The sequence below is a fragment of the Pseudooceanicola spongiae genome (genome assembly GCF_014899185.1).
Lineage (GTDB): Bacteria > Pseudomonadota > Alphaproteobacteria > Rhodobacterales > Rhodobacteraceae > Pseudooceanicola > Pseudooceanicola spongiae.
Genome location: NZ_CP045201.1, coordinates 972,675 through 990,069, shown reverse-complemented (window position 1 = coordinate 990,069; position 17,395 = coordinate 972,675). Strand labels below are relative to the sequence as shown.

The 17,395-nt window shown below is 63.0% G+C and carries 19 protein-coding genes, 1 tRNA gene and 1 pseudogene; 18 read left to right on the top strand and 3 right to left on the bottom strand.

Annotated features, from left to right (window positions below):
- Nucleotides 1-16 precede the first annotated feature (16 nt).
- From iscR to F3W81_RS04590, 12 genes are all read left to right on the top strand, one after another.
- Nucleotides 17-478 (top strand): Fe-S cluster assembly transcriptional regulator IscR, encoded by a 462-nt coding sequence (iscR, locus tag F3W81_RS04645; protein WP_193082483.1) that lies wholly within the window; start codon nucleotides 17-19, stop codon nucleotides 476-478.
- A 78-nt stretch (nucleotides 479-556) separates the two neighbouring features.
- Nucleotides 557-1,618 (top strand): cysteine desulfurase family protein, encoded by a 1,062-nt coding sequence (locus F3W81_RS04640; protein WP_193082482.1) that lies wholly within the window; start codon nucleotides 557-559, stop codon nucleotides 1,616-1,618.
- Nucleotides 1,619-1,642: 24 nt separating this feature from the next.
- Nucleotides 1,643-3,184: a Fe-S cluster assembly protein SufB gene (sufB, locus tag F3W81_RS04635; protein WP_226941859.1), complete on the top strand. Its 1,542-nt coding sequence runs from the start codon at nucleotides 1,643-1,645 to the stop codon at nucleotides 3,182-3,184.
- A 63-nt stretch (nucleotides 3,185-3,247) separates the two neighbouring features.
- The gene (locus F3W81_RS04630) at nucleotides 3,248-3,562 is read left to right on the top strand and encodes a heavy metal-binding domain-containing protein (protein WP_193082481.1); all 315 of its coding nucleotides are present in this window, start codon (nucleotides 3,248-3,250) and stop codon (nucleotides 3,560-3,562) included.
- Between the two features lie 25 nt (nucleotides 3,563-3,587).
- Nucleotides 3,588-4,169 carry an SAM-dependent methyltransferase gene (locus tag F3W81_RS04625; RefSeq protein ID WP_226941858.1) on the top strand — a complete coding sequence of 194 codons (582 nt, stop codon included), beginning with the start codon at nucleotides 3,588-3,590 and terminating at the stop codon, nucleotides 4,167-4,169.
- A gap of 26 nt (nucleotides 4,170-4,195) precedes the next feature.
- On the top strand, nucleotides 4,196-4,954 hold the full coding sequence (sufC, locus tag F3W81_RS04620; protein WP_193082479.1) for a Fe-S cluster assembly ATPase SufC: 759 nt from the start codon (nucleotides 4,196-4,198) through the stop codon (nucleotides 4,952-4,954).
- On the top strand, nucleotides 4,951-6,252 hold the full coding sequence (sufD, locus tag F3W81_RS04615; RefSeq protein ID WP_193082478.1) for a Fe-S cluster assembly protein SufD: 1,302 nt from the start codon (nucleotides 4,951-4,953) through the stop codon (nucleotides 6,250-6,252). Before sufC ends, sufD begins: the two co-directional genes overlap by 4 nt.
- The gene (locus tag F3W81_RS04610; protein ID WP_193082477.1) at nucleotides 6,252-6,755 is read left to right on the top strand and encodes a YIP1 family protein; all 504 of its coding nucleotides are present in this window, start codon (nucleotides 6,252-6,254) and stop codon (nucleotides 6,753-6,755) included. Before sufD ends, F3W81_RS04610 begins: the two co-directional genes overlap by 1 nt.
- Nucleotides 6,752-7,315, top strand: coding sequence for a YIP1 family protein (locus F3W81_RS04605; protein WP_193082476.1), 564 nt, complete (start codon nucleotides 6,752-6,754; stop codon nucleotides 7,313-7,315). The genes F3W81_RS04610 and F3W81_RS04605 overlap by 4 nt, the downstream gene beginning before the upstream one ends.
- Nucleotide 7,316: 1 nt before the next feature.
- Nucleotides 7,317-8,537, top strand: a complete 1,221-nt coding sequence (locus tag F3W81_RS04600; protein WP_193082475.1) for a cysteine desulfurase — start codon at nucleotides 7,317-7,319, stop codon at nucleotides 8,535-8,537.
- Between the two features lie 210 nt (nucleotides 8,538-8,747).
- Nucleotides 8,748-9,758 carry a methyltransferase family protein gene (locus F3W81_RS04595; protein WP_193082474.1) on the top strand — a complete coding sequence of 337 codons (1,011 nt, stop codon included), beginning with the start codon at nucleotides 8,748-8,750 and terminating at the stop codon, nucleotides 9,756-9,758.
- A gap of 72 nt (nucleotides 9,759-9,830) precedes the next feature.
- Nucleotides 9,831-9,907 (top strand) — tRNA-Arg (locus tag F3W81_RS04590).
- A 358-nt stretch (nucleotides 9,908-10,265) separates the two neighbouring features.
- Here F3W81_RS04590 and F3W81_RS04585 read toward each other — a convergent pair.
- Nucleotides 10,266-10,937: a GntR family transcriptional regulator gene (locus F3W81_RS04585; RefSeq protein WP_193082473.1), complete on the bottom strand. Its 672-nt coding sequence runs from the start codon at nucleotides 10,935-10,937 to the stop codon at nucleotides 10,266-10,268.
- A 186-nt stretch (nucleotides 10,938-11,123) separates the two neighbouring features.
- Between F3W81_RS04585 and F3W81_RS04580 the strand changes: the two genes are divergently transcribed.
- The 3 genes from F3W81_RS04580 to F3W81_RS04570 all read left to right on the top strand — a co-directional run bounded on the left by F3W81_RS04580 (nucleotide 11,124) and on the right by F3W81_RS04570 (nucleotide 13,898).
- Entirely contained in the window at nucleotides 11,124-11,933 is an 810-nt protein-coding gene (locus F3W81_RS04580; protein ID WP_193082472.1) for an ABC transporter substrate-binding protein, read from the top strand.
- A gap of 85 nt (nucleotides 11,934-12,018) precedes the next feature.
- Complete coding sequence (locus F3W81_RS04575) at nucleotides 12,019-12,690, top strand: amino acid ABC transporter permease (RefSeq protein WP_193082471.1); 672 nt, start codon at nucleotides 12,019-12,021, stop codon at nucleotides 12,688-12,690.
- A gap of 68 nt (nucleotides 12,691-12,758) precedes the next feature.
- Complete coding sequence (locus tag F3W81_RS04570; protein ID WP_193082470.1) at nucleotides 12,759-13,898, top strand: aminotransferase class V-fold PLP-dependent enzyme; 1,140 nt, start codon at nucleotides 12,759-12,761, stop codon at nucleotides 13,896-13,898.
- Nucleotides 13,899-13,973: 75 nt separating this feature from the next.
- Here the strand turns inward: F3W81_RS04570 and F3W81_RS04565 are convergent, their stop codons facing one another.
- Nucleotides 13,974-14,585: a hypothetical protein gene (locus F3W81_RS04565; RefSeq protein ID WP_407692459.1), complete on the bottom strand. Its 612-nt coding sequence runs from the start codon at nucleotides 14,583-14,585 to the stop codon at nucleotides 13,974-13,976.
- A 158-nt stretch (nucleotides 14,586-14,743) separates the two neighbouring features.
- On the opposite strand from F3W81_RS04565, the pseudogene F3W81_RS20995 reads away from it, so the two are divergent.
- The 3 genes and pseudogenes from F3W81_RS20995 to F3W81_RS20730 all read left to right on the top strand — a co-directional run.
- Nucleotides 14,744-14,851: pseudogene (locus tag F3W81_RS20995) on the top strand (GntR family transcriptional regulator); the annotation flags it as partial.
- Nucleotides 14,852-15,152: 301 nt separating this feature from the next.
- Nucleotides 15,153-15,695 carry an aminotransferase class I/II-fold pyridoxal phosphate-dependent enzyme gene (locus F3W81_RS20735; protein WP_226941954.1) on the top strand — a complete coding sequence of 181 codons (543 nt, stop codon included), beginning with the start codon at nucleotides 15,153-15,155 and terminating at the stop codon, nucleotides 15,693-15,695.
- The gene (locus tag F3W81_RS20730; RefSeq protein ID WP_226941857.1) at nucleotides 15,696-16,013 is read left to right on the top strand and encodes an aminotransferase-like domain-containing protein; all 318 of its coding nucleotides are present in this window, start codon (nucleotides 15,696-15,698) and stop codon (nucleotides 16,011-16,013) included.
- A 142-nt stretch (nucleotides 16,014-16,155) separates the two neighbouring features.
- On the opposite strand, the gene F3W81_RS04555 is transcribed toward F3W81_RS20730, so the two are convergent.
- A complete protein-coding gene (locus F3W81_RS04555; RefSeq protein WP_193082469.1) occupies nucleotides 16,156-17,241 on the bottom strand; it encodes an alpha/beta hydrolase family protein in 1,086 nt (361 codons plus the stop codon).
- Between the last annotated feature and the right edge of the window lie 154 nt (nucleotides 17,242-17,395).

Below are 17,395 nucleotides of genomic sequence, written 5' to 3'. Positions count from 1 at the left end.
GGGCAAGGAGTTCCGCGTGAAACTAAGTACCAAGGGGCGTTACGCCATGGTCGCGCTGGCCGATATTGCCCTGCAACCGCCGGATTCGCTGGTGGCGCTTGGTGATATTTCCAAACGCCAGTCAGTGTCGCTGCCCTATCTGGAACAACTTTTCGTCAAGCTACGGCGCTCAGGTCTGGTGGACAGTGTGCGCGGGCCGGGGGGCGGCTATCGTCTGGCCAAGCCCGCGATGGAGATCCGGGTGGTCGATATTCTGGCCGCCGTCGATGAGACGGTGAGCGCGATGCACAAGGGGGCAGGCGCCTCGGGTGGGACATCCGGCAGCCGCGCCCAGTCGATGACGAACCGTTTGTGGGAGGGGCTGAGCGCACATGTCTATGTGTTCCTGCACCAGACCACGCTGGGCGATGTGGTGCGCAATGAACTCGCGCCCTGTCCTGCGGTGCCGAACCTCTTCGAGATCATCGACGAGGCGTGAGGGGCTGCCCGTCGGGCGATCCGCACCCTATATATGACAACAAGACGCCACAGGGTTGGCGTGGAAGGTAATACTGCGATGGCTCGGGTCTATCTGGATCATAACGCGACAACGCCGCTGCGCTCTGAGGCGCGCGAGGCGATGATTGCGGCGATGGATGTCTCGGGCAACCCGTCCTCGGTGCATGCCGAGGGGCGCGGGGCGAAGTCGCTGATCGAGCGGTCGCGGGCACAGGTTGCTGCCGCGCTTGGGGCCGAGGGGGCGGATATCGTTTTCGTCTCAGGCTCGACCGAAGGGGCGGCGCTGGCCTTGGCGGGGCGTGGCCTTGCCATGGCGCAGATTGAACATGACGCGATGCTGGCCTGGGGTGGCGAAGATCTGCCCGTCGATGGCCTTGGGCGTGTCAGCGTTGCAGAGCCTGCAAAGTCGGCTTTGCAACTTGCAAACAGCGAAACCGGCGTGGTGCAAAGCCTGCCGGAGGGTCTGGCTGTCAGCGATCTGACACAGGCTTTCGGTAAGCTGCCCATTGCGTTCAACTGGCTCGGGTGCCAGATGGGACTGGTCTCGGCGCACAAGCTGGGCGGGCCGAAAGGCATAGGCGCGCTGGTTCTGAAACGCGGCACCGATCTGGCGGCGCAGATCCGCGGAGGCGGTCAGGAAATGGGCCGTCGCGCGGGTACAGAAAACGTCATCGGCATCGCCGGGTTCGGTGCGGCTGCTGAGGCCGCCGCGAAAGATCTTGCTGGCGGTGTCTGGGACGAAGTCGGCGCGCGCCGCGACCGGATGGAGGCGATGCTGCGCGATACCTGCCCCGATCTGGTGATTGCAGGGGTTGACGACAGGGCCGGGACAGGGCCAATGCGCCTTCCCAATACCTCCAACCTGATCTCGCCCGGGTGGAAGGGCGAAACGCAGGTGATGCAGATGGATCTGGCTGGCATCGCGGTCAGCGCCGGATCGGCCTGCTCCAGTGGCAAGGTGCGCGCCAGCAAGGTGCTGCGGGCCATGGGATATGATGACGAGGCTGCCAGCGGTGCGCTGCGGGTGTCCTTGGGTCCGTGGACGACGGACGACGAAATTGAGCGCTTTGCCAAAATCTGGCTGGCGCAACGGACGAAACATCACGCCAGAGCGGCGTGAGCAAGCGAACAGGACGAGGATGCCATGACCAAGATGGACACGCCCGATGTCACCAATGCAGACGTCAAAGAGGGCGTCGATCAAGAGACCGTAGATGCGGTCCGCAAGGTTGGCGGCGCCTATAAGTACGGCTGGAATACGGATATCGAGATGGACTATGCCCCGATGGGGCTGAACGAGGATATCGTTCGTCTGATCTCGAGCAAGAACGGCGAGCCGGAGTGGATGCTTGAGTGGCGTCTGCAGGCCTATCGTCGCTGGCTGGAAAAGGAAGAGCCGACCTGGGCCATGGTCGACTATCCCAAGATCAACTTCCAGAACCAATACTACTATGCCCGGCCGAAAAGCATGGAGGTGAAGCCGCAGTCGCTGGACGACGTGGACCCGAAACTGCTGGAAACGTATAAAAAGCTCGGCATTCCGCTGAAGGAACAGATGATCCTGGCCGGGGTCGAAGTGCCCGAGGGCGACGAGCCGGTGGAAGAACGCCGTGTCGCCGTGGATGCGGTGTTTGACTCCGTCTCGGTCGGTACGACGTTCCAGAAGGAACTGAAGGCCGCTGGCGTGATCTTCTGCTCGATCTCGGAAGCGATCCGCGACCACCCCGAGCTGGTGCAGAAATACCTCGGCTCGGTCGTGCCGGTGTCGGACAACTTCTATGCGACGCTGAACTCGGCTGTCTTCTCGGATGGCTCGTTCGTTTACGTCCCGCCGGGCGTGCGCTGCCCGATGGAGCTGAGCACCTATTTCCGCATCAATGCGGAGAACACCGGCCAGTTCGAACGCACCCTGATCATCTGCGACAAGGGGGCTTATGTCAGCTACCTTGAGGGCTGCACCGCGCCGCAACGCGACGTGGCGCAACTGCACGCAGCCGTGGTCGAGATCGTGCTGCTGGAAGATGCCGAGGTGAAATACTCCACGGTGCAGAACTGGTATCCGGGCGATGAAAACGGCAAGGGCGGGATCTACAACTTCGTCACCAAGCGTGCCGATTGCCGCGGCGATCGCTCCAAGGTGATGTGGACGCAGGTCGAAACCGGCTCTGCCGTGACCTGGAAGTATCCGTCGTGCATCCTGCGCGGCGATGACAGCCAGGGCGAGTTCTACTCGATCGCCATCGCCAACAACATGCAGCAGGCCGACACCGGCACGAAGATGGTCCACCTTGGCAAGAACACCAAGAGCCGGATCGTCTCGAAAGGGATCAGCGCCGGTAAGGCGCAGAACACCTATCGCGGGCTTGTCTCGATGCACCCGAAGGCCAAGAACAGCCGCAACTATACCCAGTGCGACAGCCTGCTGATCGGTTCGGAATGTGGGGCGCATACCGTGCCTTATATCGAGGTAAAGAATAACTCCTCGCGGGTTGAGCATGAGGCGACGACCTCCAAGGTCGATGACGAGCAGCTGTTCTATTGCCGTCAGCGCGGCATGGACGAAGAGGCAGCGGTGGCGCTGGTGGTCAACGGCTTCTGCCGCGACGTGCTGCAGGCGCTGCCGATGGAGTTCGCCATGGAAGCGCAGCAGCTGGTTGCGATTTCGCTGGAAGGGTCGGTGGGCTGATCAGGCCCGCCTTGCGGCGTGTCCCTGCCGGGGCGCGCCTGACGATGGTACTAGGAAAACGACATGATCCTGACGACGACCAACAGCATCGAGGGCCGCAAGATCACCGAATACCGCGGTATCGTGGTGGGTGAGGCCATTATGGGCGCCAATGTGGTGCGTGATTTCTTCGCCGGGATCACCGATATCATAGGTGGCCGCTCGGGTGCCTATGAGAGCAAGCTGCAGGATGCCCGCGACACGGCGATGCGCGAGCTGGAACAGCGCGCGGCCTCGCTTGGGGCCAATGCGGTGGTGGGCGTCGACCTCGACTACGAAGTGGTTGGGGACTCGATGCTGATGGTGAGCGTGTCCGGCACGGCGGTGGTGGTCGCGTAAGATGAACCCGGCGCTGCAGACTGCCATGCCCAAGCGGCCCGAGCTGACCTTTCCACCGAAGGTGGTTGAGGCGGTGCGGCTGGCCTACGCCGAGGCCGGGGTGATCCTGGAGTATGGCTCTGGCGGGTCCACCGTGATGGCGGCAGAAATGCCGGGCAAACATGTCACCAGCGTGGAAAGCGACGGCACCTGGGCGCAGATGATGCGCGACTGGTTTGCCGCCAATCCACCGGCCTCGCGCGTTGAGGTGGTGCATGCCGATATCGGGCAGATGGAGAACTGGGGCTATCCGCTGGATGACAGCGCTTGGCGCAGTTTCGCGGCCTATCCGATGGCGGTCTGGGACCGGCCCGACATGCCGCACCCGGATGTGGTGCTGGTGGATGGCCGGTTTCGCACCGGCTGCGTGCTGGCCACGGCGTTTCGCATCACGCGGCCCGTGACCCTGCTGTTTGATGATTATGTTAACCGCCCAGAGTACCACGAGATCGAGGCATTTGTGGGCCAACCGACACATATCGGCCGACTGGCCGTCTTTGACATAGCGCCGATGGCGGTCCCTGGGGACCGTCTGTTGGACGTATTCAGAATGATGACGCACGCCTGAGGCGCTGCGCGACGAAAGGACAAAACATGCTGGAAATCAACAACCTGCACGTCAAACTTGAAGAAGAAGATAAACAGATCCTGAAGGGTGTCGACCTCAAGATCGAACCCGGCATGGTCCATGCGATCATGGGGCCGAACGGCTCGGGCAAGTCGACGCTGTCTTATGTCCTGTCGGGCAAGGGCGGCTATGAGGTGACCGAAGGCTCGGCGACGCTGGAGGGCAATGACCTGCTGTCGATGGACCCCGAAGCGCGCGCCGCTGCCGGTCTGTTCCTGGCGTTCCAGTACCCGGTCGAGATCCCCGGCGTCGGCAACATGACCTTCCTGCGCACCGCGGTGAATTCGCAGCGCAAGGCCCGTGGCGAAGACGAGCTGACCGCCGCCGAGTTCCTGAAAGCGGTACGCGAAAAGGCCAAGAGCCTGAAGATCGACGCCGAGATGCTGAAGCGCCCGGTCAACGTCGGCTTTTCCGGCGGCGAGAAGAAGCGCAACGAGATCCTGCAGATGGCCATGCTTGAGCCGAAGATGTGCATCCTGGACGAGACCGACTCCGGCCTCGACGTCGATGCGATGAAACTGGTGTCGGAAGGCGTCAACGCGCTGCGCGACGGCAAGCGGTCCTTCCTGGTGATCACCCACTACCAGCGCCTGCTGGACCACATCAAACCGGACGTCGTGCACATCATGTCGAACGGCCGCATCATCAAGACCGGCGGCCCCGAGCTGGCGCTGGATGTTGAAGAGAACGGCTACAAGGATCTGCTGGCGGAGGCGCAGGCATGATTGCACCGAGCAAACCGAAGCTGACGCAGGCCAAGATCGACGCCACGGACGCTCGGATCAAGGCGATCACGCCGCCCGTCGTGCGCGGCTGGAGTGCGGATCTGCGCGCGGATGCGCTGAGCCGGCTGCGTGCCATGGGTCTTCCGGGCCCGCGCGATGAATACTGGAAGTTCACCAAGCCGCAAAGTCTGGTGCAACCCGAGGCCCCTAAAGCCGCGGTGTTCGACGCAGGGGAAGCGCAGATCTTTGACGGGGTCGACCGGGTGAAGATCGTCTTCGTCGATGGTGTCTTCGATCCCGAGGAGAGCGACGCTCTCGCGCCCAATGGCGTCACGATCGAACGGCTGTCGCAGGCCAACTCGGACATCCACTGGGCCAAGGCCCTTTACGGCAAGCTGGAGACCGCTGGCCAGGATCCGGTGCCGCGCCCTCTGGCGGCGCTGAACACCTGGGCGGCGACCGATGGCCTGCTGATCCGGGTCAGCGGGCAGACGGAAAAGGCGGTCTCGATCGTCTATCATCACCGCGACGAAGCCTCGGACGTTATGATGCACCATGTCATCAAGCTGGATGACGGGGCCGAGCTGACCCTGCTGGAGAACGGCCCTGCAGCCGCGCGCTTCAACAAGGTAATGGAGGTCGAGGTCGGCAAGGGGGCGAAGTTCCACCATGTCCGCGCTCAGGGGCGCGATCATGAGCGCCGGGCCGTGACGCATATCTTTGCGCGTCTCAAGGCGGAGGCTCTGTTCAAGAGCTTCACTATGACCGCCAATGGCGTGCTGACGCGCAACGAATGCATCATCGAGATGCTGGGCGATGACGCGGTGGCGCATGTCGCGGGTGCCTGCATGGGCGACGGTGACTTTCTGCATGACGACACGGTGTTCGTGACGCATGACGCGCTGAACTGCGAAAGCCGTCAGGTGTTCAAGAAGGTGCTGCGGAACGGTGCCAAGGGCGTGTTCCAGGGCAAGATCCTGGTCAAGGCCGGGGCGCAGAAGACCGATGGCTATCAGCTGAGCCAGGCGCTGCTGCTGGACGGCGACAGTGAGTTCCTCGCCAAGCCCGAGCTTGAGATCTATGCCGATGATGTCGCCTGTTCGCACGGCTCGACCACCGGGGCCATCGACGAGGACGCGCTGTTCTATCTGCGCGCCCGTGGCGTCAGCGAGGCCGAGGCGACCAATCTTCTGACACTAGCGTTTCTGGCGCAGGCGCTGGAGGAGATCGAGGACGAAGCCCTGCGTGACGTCCTGCTGGAGCGTCTGAGCGCCTGGCTGGATCGACGCATCGACTGATGTCGCTGCTCGGCAATATCGCGGCGACCTATGTGCATCCGCGCCGCGTCCTCCGACACTTGCTGTCGGCGGGCGTGCGCGAGGATCGTGCGCTGGTGCTGGCCATGGGCGTGGGCGCGATGGCCTTCGTTGCGCAATGGCCCCGGCTGGTGCGCGTGGCGGACGCCAGTGGCGAAGATCTGCAAATGTTGCTGGGGGGATCGCTGCTGGGTCTGGTCTTCATCCTGCCACTGCTTATGTACGTGCTGGCGGCGCTGTCGCATCTGCTGGCGCGTCTTTTTGGCGGGCAGGGCAGCGGCTATGCCAGCCGGATCGCGCTGTTCTGGGCGCTGGCGGCAGCCTTGCCGCTGATGCTGCTGGACGGTCTGGTCGGAGGTTTCATCGGCCCCGGCCCGGCGAAGATCGCGGTCGGAATATTATGGTGCCTCGCCGTCCTTGTTTTCTGGACGGCTGGGCTGATCGAAGCCCACTTCAGCCCGCAATCGGGGAGCCGACACGCATGACTTCATCCTGGCTTGACCTTGCGCGTCAAAGCATTCTGAACCCGATGGCCGCCGCTCCGCTGCTGGTCAGCACACCGCTGAACCCGGCGGTCGTGCCGCTGACGCTGGCGCTGGTCGCGGTGCTGAACGGGCTGCTCTACGGTATCCTGCTGCCGGTCGATTTCTTTTCCGGCGGCTTTGCCTCGCCCATCGTGCTGGCGACGCTGGTCGGCGGTGTGGTCTGGGGCAGTGCCGCCATTCTGGCCGCTGTCGGGCGGATGTTCGGCGGCCATGGCACCACAACGACGCTGCTGCGCGTGACGCTCTGGCTGCAGATCCTGCGGCTGACGGCGCAGGTCGTGCTCAGCGTGGTTGGCATGATCGTGCCCGGTCTGGCGTGGATGGTCGGCATGGCGGCGGGGATCTGGGGCATCTACATGATGATCTGCTTCGTCGCGGCCGCCCATGGCTTTGACACCCGCCTCAAGGCGGTTGGCGTTGTGGGCGTTACTTTTGTTTCGGCGGTGCTGCTGTTGTCGGTGCTGCTGTCTGCTATGGGCGTTGCGCCCGTGGAGGTCTGATATGTTCGACGTGAACGCAATCCGTGCCGATTTCCCGATCCTGTCGCGGCAGGTCAACGGCAAGCCGCTGGTCTATCTCGACAATGGCGCCTCGGCGCAGAAGCCGCAGGTGGTGATTGACGCGATCACGCAGGCCTATTCGCAGGAATATGCCAATGTGCACAGGGGTTTGCATTACCTATCGAACCTCGCCACCGACAAGTACGAGGCCGTGCGCGGCACCATCGCGCGGTTCCTGAATGCGGGCAGCGAAGATGAGATCGTGATGAACTCGGGCACCACCGAGGGCATCAACATGGTGGCCTATGCCTGGGCGATGCCGCATCTGCAGGCCGGCGACGAGATCGTGCTGTCGGTGATGGAGCATCACGCCAATATCGTGCCCTGGCATTTCCTGCGCGAACGCATGGGCGTGGTGCTGAAATGGGTCGAGGTCGAGGCAGACGGCAGTCTGGACCCCCAGAGGGTCATCGAGGCGATGGGGCCAAAGACCAAACTGGTCGCCGTGACCCAGATGTCGAATGTGCTGGGCACGATTGTCGACGTCAAAACGATCTGTGCGGCGGCGCGCGCCCGCGGTGTGGCGAGCCTGATCGATGGCTCGCAATCGGCGGTGCACATGCCCGTCGACGTGCAGGACATCGGCTGCGATTTCTTTGCGATCACCGGGCACAAGCTCTATGGGCCGTCGGGCTCTGGTGCGATCTATTGCCGTGCCGAGCGGCTGGCCGAGATGCGCCCCTTCATGGGCGGCGGCGACATGATCCGGGAGGTCACGCGTGACACGGTGATCTACAACGATCCGCCGATGAAGTTTGAGGCCGGCACCCCCGGTATCGTGCAGATGATCGGCCTCGGCGTGGCGCTGGATTACATGACCGGCATCGGGATGCAGGCCATTCATGAGCGGGAAATGCAGCTGACCGCTTATGCGAGTGATCGTCTGAAGGGGCTGAACTGGCTGAACGTGCAGGGCAATGCGCCGGGCAAGGGCGGTATCTTCAGCTTTACGCTGGACGGTGCGGCACATGCCCATGACATCTCGACCATCCTCGACAAGAAGGGCGTCGCCGTGCGCGCCGGGCATCACTGCGCTGGCCCGCTGATGGAAACGCTGGGGATCACGGCGAGTTGCCGGGCCAGCTTTGCCATGTACAACACCGAGGCCGAGGTGGATGTGCTGATCGAGGCGCTGGAACTGGCGCACGATCTGTTCGCCTGAGGCGCGGGTCGCGGGGGCAGGCATGCCTCCGGCGGGAATATGAAGGCAAGAAGAAGCGGCGCGGGGCACGAGGGGCCTTCGCGCCGTTGTCGTTTGCGGTTGAATTGCGCAGATGCGACACTTGGTGTGTCGTTTTTCGGCATATGGGTATCAATGGGACGGGAAGGGGCCTAGGCTCGGGGTAGATTTTCCGAAACACAGGAGCTTTCCATGACCCTTTTGACCGAAGCTGACGAAATTTCGCACATCGCATTCGGATTCATGGGGTCGAAGGCGCTGTTCGCGGCTCTTGAGCTGAAGGTGTTTTCCCATCTGGCCGAGGCGCCGATGACGGCGGCCGCACTGGCGCAGGCCGAGGGTATCCATGAGGATCGTGCGATGACGCTGCTGACGGCGCTGGCCGGGCTCGGGCTTGTCAGTGTGCAGGATGTGGTGTTTTCCAACTCTCCGGCGGCGGAGGCGTTTCTGGTCAAGGGGGCCAAGTATGACTTTGGCGACTATATCCGCCTGCAGGTCGGCAAGCAGATGTATCCGCTGCTGGACCAGATCGAGGGCGCGCTGATGGGCACCATGGAGGAGGGCACGACGCAGAGCTATGCCGACTGGTTTTCCGACCCCGAGGAGGCGCGGCTTTATTCCGAGAGCCAGCATGCTGGATCGCTGGGCCCGGCGCGGCAACTGGCGCGCTCGCTGGATCTGTCGGGCGGCAAGGCGTTGCTGGATGTCGGCGGGGGCACCGCGGCCTTCGACATCACCCTGTGCAAGGCCTTCGACGATCTGAGCGCGACCGTTCTGGAGTTTCCCAATGTGGCGAGCCTAGGGCGCGCCTATGTCGAGGAGGCCGGGCTGAGCGATCGCATCAGCTACCGCGAAGGCAACGCGCTGGAGGCCGATTGGCCCGAGGGGCAGGATGTCGTGCTGATGTCCTATCTGTTTTCCGGGGTTCCGGGGGACTCGCATGACGGGTTGATCGAAAAGGCGCTGTCCGTGCTGAACCCCGGCGGCAAGATCCTGATCCATGATTTCATTGTCGAGGCGGATCGTACCGGGCCGTCGCTGGCGGCGCTCTGGCAGCTGCAGCACACGGCCTTCACGCCAGAGGCGCGATCGCTGGATGCCGGCTGGCTGACGGACACGCTGAGCGATGGCGGCTTTACCGACGTCAGCATCGCGACGATGATCCCGCAGATGACGATGCTGGCGCAGGCCGTGAAGGCATGAGCGGGAAAACTGTACGCCAGCGGTGCGCAAGCCATTGCAGAGATTCCTGCGAGCCGCTATAGACCCCCGCAGGCACCCATAGCTCAGCTGGATAGAGCGCTGCCCTCCGAAGGCAGAGGCCACAGGTTCGAATCCTGTTGGGTGCACCACTTTTCAAAATATTGTTGGGTATGAAGCGAAATTCCGAGTGTTTGGAGCTTTGATCAGGCGGACGTGGCCGATTCCAGTCTTGCGACCGGCTTTTACCAATCGATTTGTTGGTGCGAGGGACTGGTTCAGCTTCGCAGATTTGGCAAAGGTTTGGCGTGCGTTGTTTTGGTCCCACACCGATTTGCCTGATTGTCAGGCACGTGTAGAATGGCGGCAGCCTTGGGTCTTGCCGAGGGCATGGGTGTTGCGCTGAGCCTGCGCCTCGGTTCTGCAAAGACACAGGCAATACCTATGGTTCAGCGAGCCGCAACCGTCGTATAGAGAGTGCCAAGCTCGGTCGGTTAGCCTCCGCAGCGATCAGTTCTTGTCCTCCCGCGCGCCAGACAATCCCTTGATCCGCAGGAAACTCGCTTCACCGGCGAAGACGTAGCGCAGCAGCAAAAGCTCCACATGGGCGGCGTTGCGGCTTGAAAAGGCCCTCAGCATCTGGCGGTGCAGGTCTACCAGCGTGTGATGCGATTCCTCGTCCCGCAGGGTCACGAGGCGGACAGACTGAATTTGCGCCATGTAGCGCAGGATGGTTTCGCGCAGCTCAACGTTCGGCACAGCCATGATCCAGGTACGGCGAATGTCCTCTGACGCGGCATAGAGGCTCTCGATATCGCCCGTCTCAAGGGTGCGCTCGGATCGCGCGACAGCCTGAGCCAGCGTTTCCAGATCAGCCTCGGTCAGCCTGGCTGTGGCCAGCGCCGCCGCGCGAGGCTCCAGCAGGCGACGCAGTTCGAAGATGTCGAGGATCTGGGCGTGCTGCAGGTTGGGCAAGGTGAAGCCGCGCGTCGTGCTGTCGAGATACCCCTCATGGGTCAGGCGCATCAGGGCATCGCGCACCGGCATCCGCGAGACATGAAATTCCTCGGCGACCGCGGTGTCAACGAGCCGGTCGTCATAGGTGATCTCGCCCCTCTGGATGCGCCCGAGGTAGGTTTCGTAAATCTTGTCCTTCATGTGGCGCTTGGGCATTTCGGCCATAATCATCCCCAAATTGTATACTGAAGCGACACGCTAAATTTCAGGCAGCTTAGCATAATCTGCGTATAGCGCACTATAAGAAGCTTTAAGTCTAAACAAAATGTTTGTATCCGTATACGAAACATGTCAGCGATAGCGATGCCAAGACGCGAAAACGCGCTGCACCTCACAACAAGGGATACCACAATGTCATCCAGAAGAACTCTGCTCACCGGCCTCGCAGTTGCGGCGCTGACCACGTTTTCCGGCGTCGCGGCCATGGCGCAGGATGCCCTCAAGATCGGCTCCTATCCGGCGAATCCGCCTTGGGAATTCAAGAACGAAGCGGGTGACTTTGAGGGCTTCGAAGTCGACATCATCAATGAGATCGCCGCCCGCCTCGGCACGACTACCGAGATTGATGGCCTCGACTTTCGCGCCCTTTTCGTGGCGACAGCCTCGGGCCGTGTGGATGCCGTGATTTCCTCGCTCACGATCACGGATGAACGCCTTGAGGCGCAGTCCTTCACGCAGCCATATTTCTCCGGCGCGCTTGGTGTGGGCACCAAGAAGGATGCGGGCATCAGCAGCATCGAGGACCTCAAGGGCAAGCGCATCGGTTCGATCGCGACGTCTTTCCCGGAAAACTGGCTGAAAGAGCGTGAGGACGAGCTGGGCTACAAGGCCTATTCCAGCTACGACACCACCGCAAACATGCTGACCGATCTGCGCAGCGGGCGCATCGATGCGGCGGTGAACGACATCGTCAGCCTGCGCTATGCCTTTGCGCAACCGCAGATGAATATGCTTGAGGTCGCGGCCGAGATCCCGACCGGCGACAAGTTTGCCATCATGCTGCCGAAAGACTCCGCGCATCTGCAGGGGTTCAACGATGCCATTTCCGCCATGAAGGAAGACGGCACCATGGCGACGCTCTATGAAAAATGGCTCGGCGTTGCCCCGGCTGCGGACAGCGTGACCGTCACGCCGCTGCCGATCCCAACCTCGGCTGACTGATTTTTCGGGCGCAGACCGCATCCCTCGCGGTCTGCGCCCTGAGCTGTCGGCCCGCCACACCACCGCGACCTGATCGGAGCACGCCATGGAAATCTTCGACATCTTCTTCAACCTCGACGTGATGCGCCGTGCGTTTCCCATTCTCATGCGCGGGATGTTGAACACGATTTTCCTCGGCACGGCGGCGATCGTGGTGGGGGGCGTGCTCGGCGTGCTGATCTGTCTGGTGCGGCTCTATGCGCCCAAGTGGCTGCGTCTGCTGGCGGTGTTCTACATCGATATCTTTCGCGCCATCCCGGTTCTGGTCGTGCTGATCCTTGTCTATTACGCGCTGCCCTTTGCGGGGATCGTGTTTTCGTCCTTCGTGGCCGCGACCATTGCGCTGGCGCTGGTGCTGGCGGCCTATACGGCCGAGGTGGTGCGCGCGGGCATCGAAGCGGTGCCTAAAGGGCAGTTCGAAGCCTGTGACGCGCTTGGCCTGTCGTTCGCGACAACGATGCGCAAGGTCGTCCTGCCTCAGGCCTTCCGCATGATGATCCCGCCGCTGGCCTCTTATGGCGTTGCCATCATGAAGGACACCTCGCTGGCGTCGGTCGTGGCGATGGATGATCTGCTCAAGCAAGCCACCGATGCGCAGGCGCTGTTTGCCAACCCGACACCGCTGGTGCTGGCAGCGCTGCTCTATATCGCGATCCTGTGGCCGCTGGTGCGCCTGACCGGCTGGCTCGAACAACATTTCAAGCGGGGCTATCGCTGAGACGCGCTCTGTCGCGCGCGCCATCAACAGGCGCAGGCCTTGCACCGCACATATGAACGGAGACCACCATGTCCACACTCCCGGGAAAGGGCGACGCCTATCTGCTCTACCACTCCATCGGTCAATACGAGGGTAAGCGCGAAGATATGACCGCGGCCCTTGCGGGCTTTGCAGATGTCTGGGGCGCGCCCAATGGCGATCAATGGGGCGATGTGCTGGGCAAGCGCCAGCAATTCATCGACCTCTGGGCCCAGCTGATCCATGCGCCCAAGGGCACTGTCACCACGACAGAGAGCGTGACCACGGGCCTGATGGCCGTGATCGGCGCGCTGCCCGAGGGCACTTTACGTGGCAAGAAGGTGCTTGTGTCCGAAGACGGCTTTCCCTCGCTGCACTTCCTGCTGACCGGGCTGTCGCAGCGCTTTGGCTTCACCCTGACCACCGTGCCGATCCGGCAGGGCGGGCATTGGGTCGAGGAAGAGGACATGATGGCGGAGTGGGACGAAGGCGTGGCGCTGGCCTTGCTCACCTGGGTCAGTTCGACCAGTTCGCACCGCCTCGATATTCCACGACTGGTCGCGCATGGCCGCGCCATGGGGTCGCTGATCGGGGTGGATCTGACGCAGGGCGCGGGCCTTTTGCCCTATGACGTCACGACCCCGAAGGTGGATTTCGCCCTGTCGACCAGCCTGAAGTGGATGTGCGGCACCCCCGGCGCGGGCATCATCTACATGGACAGCGACCTTCTGGCCCGCAGCGAGCCTGAGATGCGCGGCTGGTTTTCGCAGGACAATCCGTTCTCATGGGCGCTGGATGCCTTCGCGTTTGCCGATGATGCCCGCCGCCTCGACAGCGGCACCCCGTCGAGCGTTTCGGCCCTCGCCAGTCTGCCCGCGATGCAGTGGCGCATGGCGCAGGATGATGCGGCAATCGCAGCGGGGAACCGTGCTCTGACGACGCTGCTACAGGCGGGGCTGGAAGGCATGGGACTGCAGCTGGCCAGCCCGTCGGACCCCGAAAAGCGCGGTGGCAGCCTGATGGTCATCCTGCCAGATCACATCCCCGCCGCAGATGTGGTGGCCGCCCTGCGCGAGCAGCAGATCTACGTCGATAACCGCAGCCAGATCCTGCGGATGTCGCCCGGCGTTATGACCACAGAGGCGGGCATTGAGCGCACGCTCGACGCCTTGCGTGCGCTTCTGGTCTGAGAAAGTGCCAGGCCCGTCGGCACAAAGGCGACGGGCCTGAGGTGGGGCAGGGGCGAAGGTCTCACTCATCGCATCTCAACCCGGTTTTTGCGGCTGGCCCAGCGGATCAGTGCGCGTTTTCCAGAGCTTGACGATGAGACCTGTCATGGCGCTCTGAACGACGGCGAAAACCACCATCGCCGCCAAAAGGCCGAGCCGGTCGGCCAAGGCATCGCTGGCGATGACCGGAAGTGAAAACCCGACGTAGGCGTAGACGAACAGGCCGGCCGTCGCGCGCGCCCGGTCCTTGGTCATGCGTCGCGCGAACGGCTGGCAGAGGAACGCGACGAACATCGCCAGAAAGATCACGAGGCCCGTCCATCCGCCAAGATCGTTGGCCGCAAGCTCCAGCGGGACGACAGCGATGGTCATGCCGGTCGTGGACCCGGCCAGCGCCATCGCCGCCCCGAACATCCATGTACCCGCGGGAAAGACCGGCAGCCGCAGCAGCAGCGCTGTCGCTAGCGTGCCAAGGATCAGCGCGAGGGCAATCGGCGCGCGTCGCCCGATCCGGTCCGACAGCCCGCCCAGCAGCAAGAGCGTCGGCATGAGACCCCCGACATAGGCGGCGAAAGCAACCGTCACCGCCGTCGCCCGGAGCTCATGTCCCGCCGCATAGACATCATAGAGCGGGGCCTGAAGGTTCACGGCAAACCTCACCGTAAAGAGGGCAAGAGCGAGCAGGGCAACGGGAAACACGCGGGACATGAGATCGGGATGCCACGCGCCATTCCGCATGACAATTTTTCTATTGTCCTAGATACAATGAGCGGATGAGGACAGCCCGGTAGATACGTCTGGCCGACATGATCGCGGCGGCAATTCGGGAGGGCAGACTGGCTCCCGGAACCAAACTACCGACGCATCCTGCGCTTGCGCAGCAGTTCAGTGTCGCCATCGCCACGGCAACGCGGGCCTATGGCGAGCTGGAGCGCCGGGGCTGCATCGTCGACGAAGCCGGTCGCGGCATGTTCCTGCGCGATTTCGGCTTGCCGCTGACGCTCGGGGTTCAGCAGACGGACGCCGATGGCTTTGTCGACCTCGTGTTCAATATGCCGGGCGCGGTGGAGGATGCGGAGGGTTACGGCGGCTTGCGGCGGCGGGCGATCTTGAGGCGATGTTGCGCTACCAGCCGCACGGCGGCAGGACGCATGAACGCCGGAGCCTTGCCGAAAGCCTCCTGCCGCGCCTTGGCGAGATTGATCGGACCGCCTTCTGGTCACCTCGGGCGGTCAGCATGGGCTGGCGAGCATCGCCCTCGGGGTCCTGCAGCTGGGCGAGGCGATCGCCACCGACCCGCTGAGCTATCCCGGCTTCAAATCGGTTGCGGCATTGCAAGGGCTAAACCTTGTGCCGGTCGAGGGGTGGGAGGGCGTGATGGACCCTGACGATCTGGACAGACAGTGCCGTGCGACGAGGCTGCGAGGGGTCTATCTGATGCCGACCGTTCACAATCCGCTGGGGGCCGTCATGGATGAGCCGACGCGCCTGCGTCTGATCGAAATCGCCCGCAAACATGACCTTCTGATCATCGAAGACGCCGCCTATGCTTTTCTGGAGCCGGCCCCTCCGCCCAGCCTCGTCGCTCTGGCGCCGGAACGCACGATCCATGTCGGGAGCTTTTTAAAGAGCCTCGGGACGGCGCTGCGTCTGGGCTACCTGATTGCCCCACCAACGCAAACGGGTGGTCTGCTTGAGGCGATCCGGGCCATAACCTGGAATGCCCCGGCGCTGATTTCCGCACTGGTCTCCGGCTAGGTGGCGGACGGCACGCTGTGCCGCTCCGAAGAGACCCGCAGGCGACACGGGGCCGAGCGCCAGAAGATCTGCCGGTCCGTCTTGGGGGAGGCAGCGATCCTGTCGCATCGCAACAAGGGGTTTGTCTGGTTGCCGCTCGACAAGGGCATCAGGGCCGAACCGATCGTGTCGCGCCTGAAAGAGCAGGGCGTTCTGGTGTCGGGCGCCGAGCCGTTTACCACGACCCTCGCCACTCTGCAGGCCCTGAGGCTCGCGTTCGGAGGCATTGGAACAGAGGATCTGAGCCTGATTTTCCAGACGATCCGAGAGGCGGTCTAGGCCAGTTTGCCATCCTGATGGCTCTCTTTCGCTGACAGCGCCACGTTGACAGCTTTCTGAGCAGCTCCAGATGCAGCACTGTTGAGAATGCGGGGTAGAGACAGACGGGCAGGCGGCTTTTGAGGGCCGACAGGCTCCGCCTTCAGGAACCGATCTGTCGTTCACCTAGCGACATATGCTGCCTCAGATAGTCGACGATGATCCGCTTCAGGTCTGCATGGATAGCGGCCCGTCCCCGCCCGCCCGCGTCGTCGCAAAGCGGATCCGGCTCGGCTTCATCGCGCAGGATCGCCGCCCCCTTGGGCTTGCACTCTGCAAGAAAGCTGAAGTGGATCGCGTCGTTGACGCGGATAAACTCGGCCTGCGGGATCAGCGCCGCCGCTGCCACGGCGTCCACCCCGCGCGGCACGCGGCCTGCATCCCCGAGGTTAATCAGCGCCATGGGTCGAGTGATGTGAGACAGGCTGCGCGGGGTCAGTGTCTCGACGATGCCGGGATCAATAACGACGGCAGTGCGGATGCGTGGATCTGTCAGGTCCTGCGCCGCGTCCGTCAGATCGAAATCCTGCGGATCGACCCCGAAGTGCGCAAGGAAGGCGCAATCCGACATCCCGTGATCGCCGCTGTCACAGTAGCTTTGCAAGCGCCCCGGATCGACGCGCGCCCCCATGAGCGCCATGGCGGTATAGCCGCCTGCGGAAAACCCCAGCGCCGCCACGCGATCGATATCGACGAAGGGATACTCCTCGGGGTTGCCCGCGATCTCGTCCAGGACGGCAGAGACATCCTTAGGACGCTCCCAAACCCGCAGGGCGGCCAGGGCAGAGGCATTGCCCGATGTCGTGCCCGGGTGGTTTGGCAGAACGACCACGAAGCCCGCCTGGGCCAGCGTCGACGCGATCCAGCCGAACTGCCCCGCATTGCCACCCGCCCCGTGCGAGATGATGACCAGCGGAAAGCGCCCCGGCGCATGCGGCGCGTTTCGGCCCGCCGGGGTGCCATGGAAGACGCCATTGCCGCCGACGGTGACCGCCCGGCCACCGGGCTGGGCAGGATACCAGATGTGAAAGGCGACGTCGTCCTGCCGTGCTGGCGCGAAGGCGTGACCATAGGCGATGCCGGCGCGCCCGTCATAGGCGGGACGGGTCAACGTACAAACGGCCCAGCCTGCCAGCCCCAGCACGGCGACCAAAGTGGCGGATGTCAGAAATTGCTTAACGGAGACCATGTCGCGATCCTTTCAGGGGAGGTTGCAATACAGGCGACTGTCTGCAGTCTCCCCATCGCTGGCGCCCTGAAACGCGATAAAGGACATCCTTTTGCATAATTGAGGATGCGACGACGCCATCTGCCCCCGAGATCGCGTGCCATGCAGTTCGGGC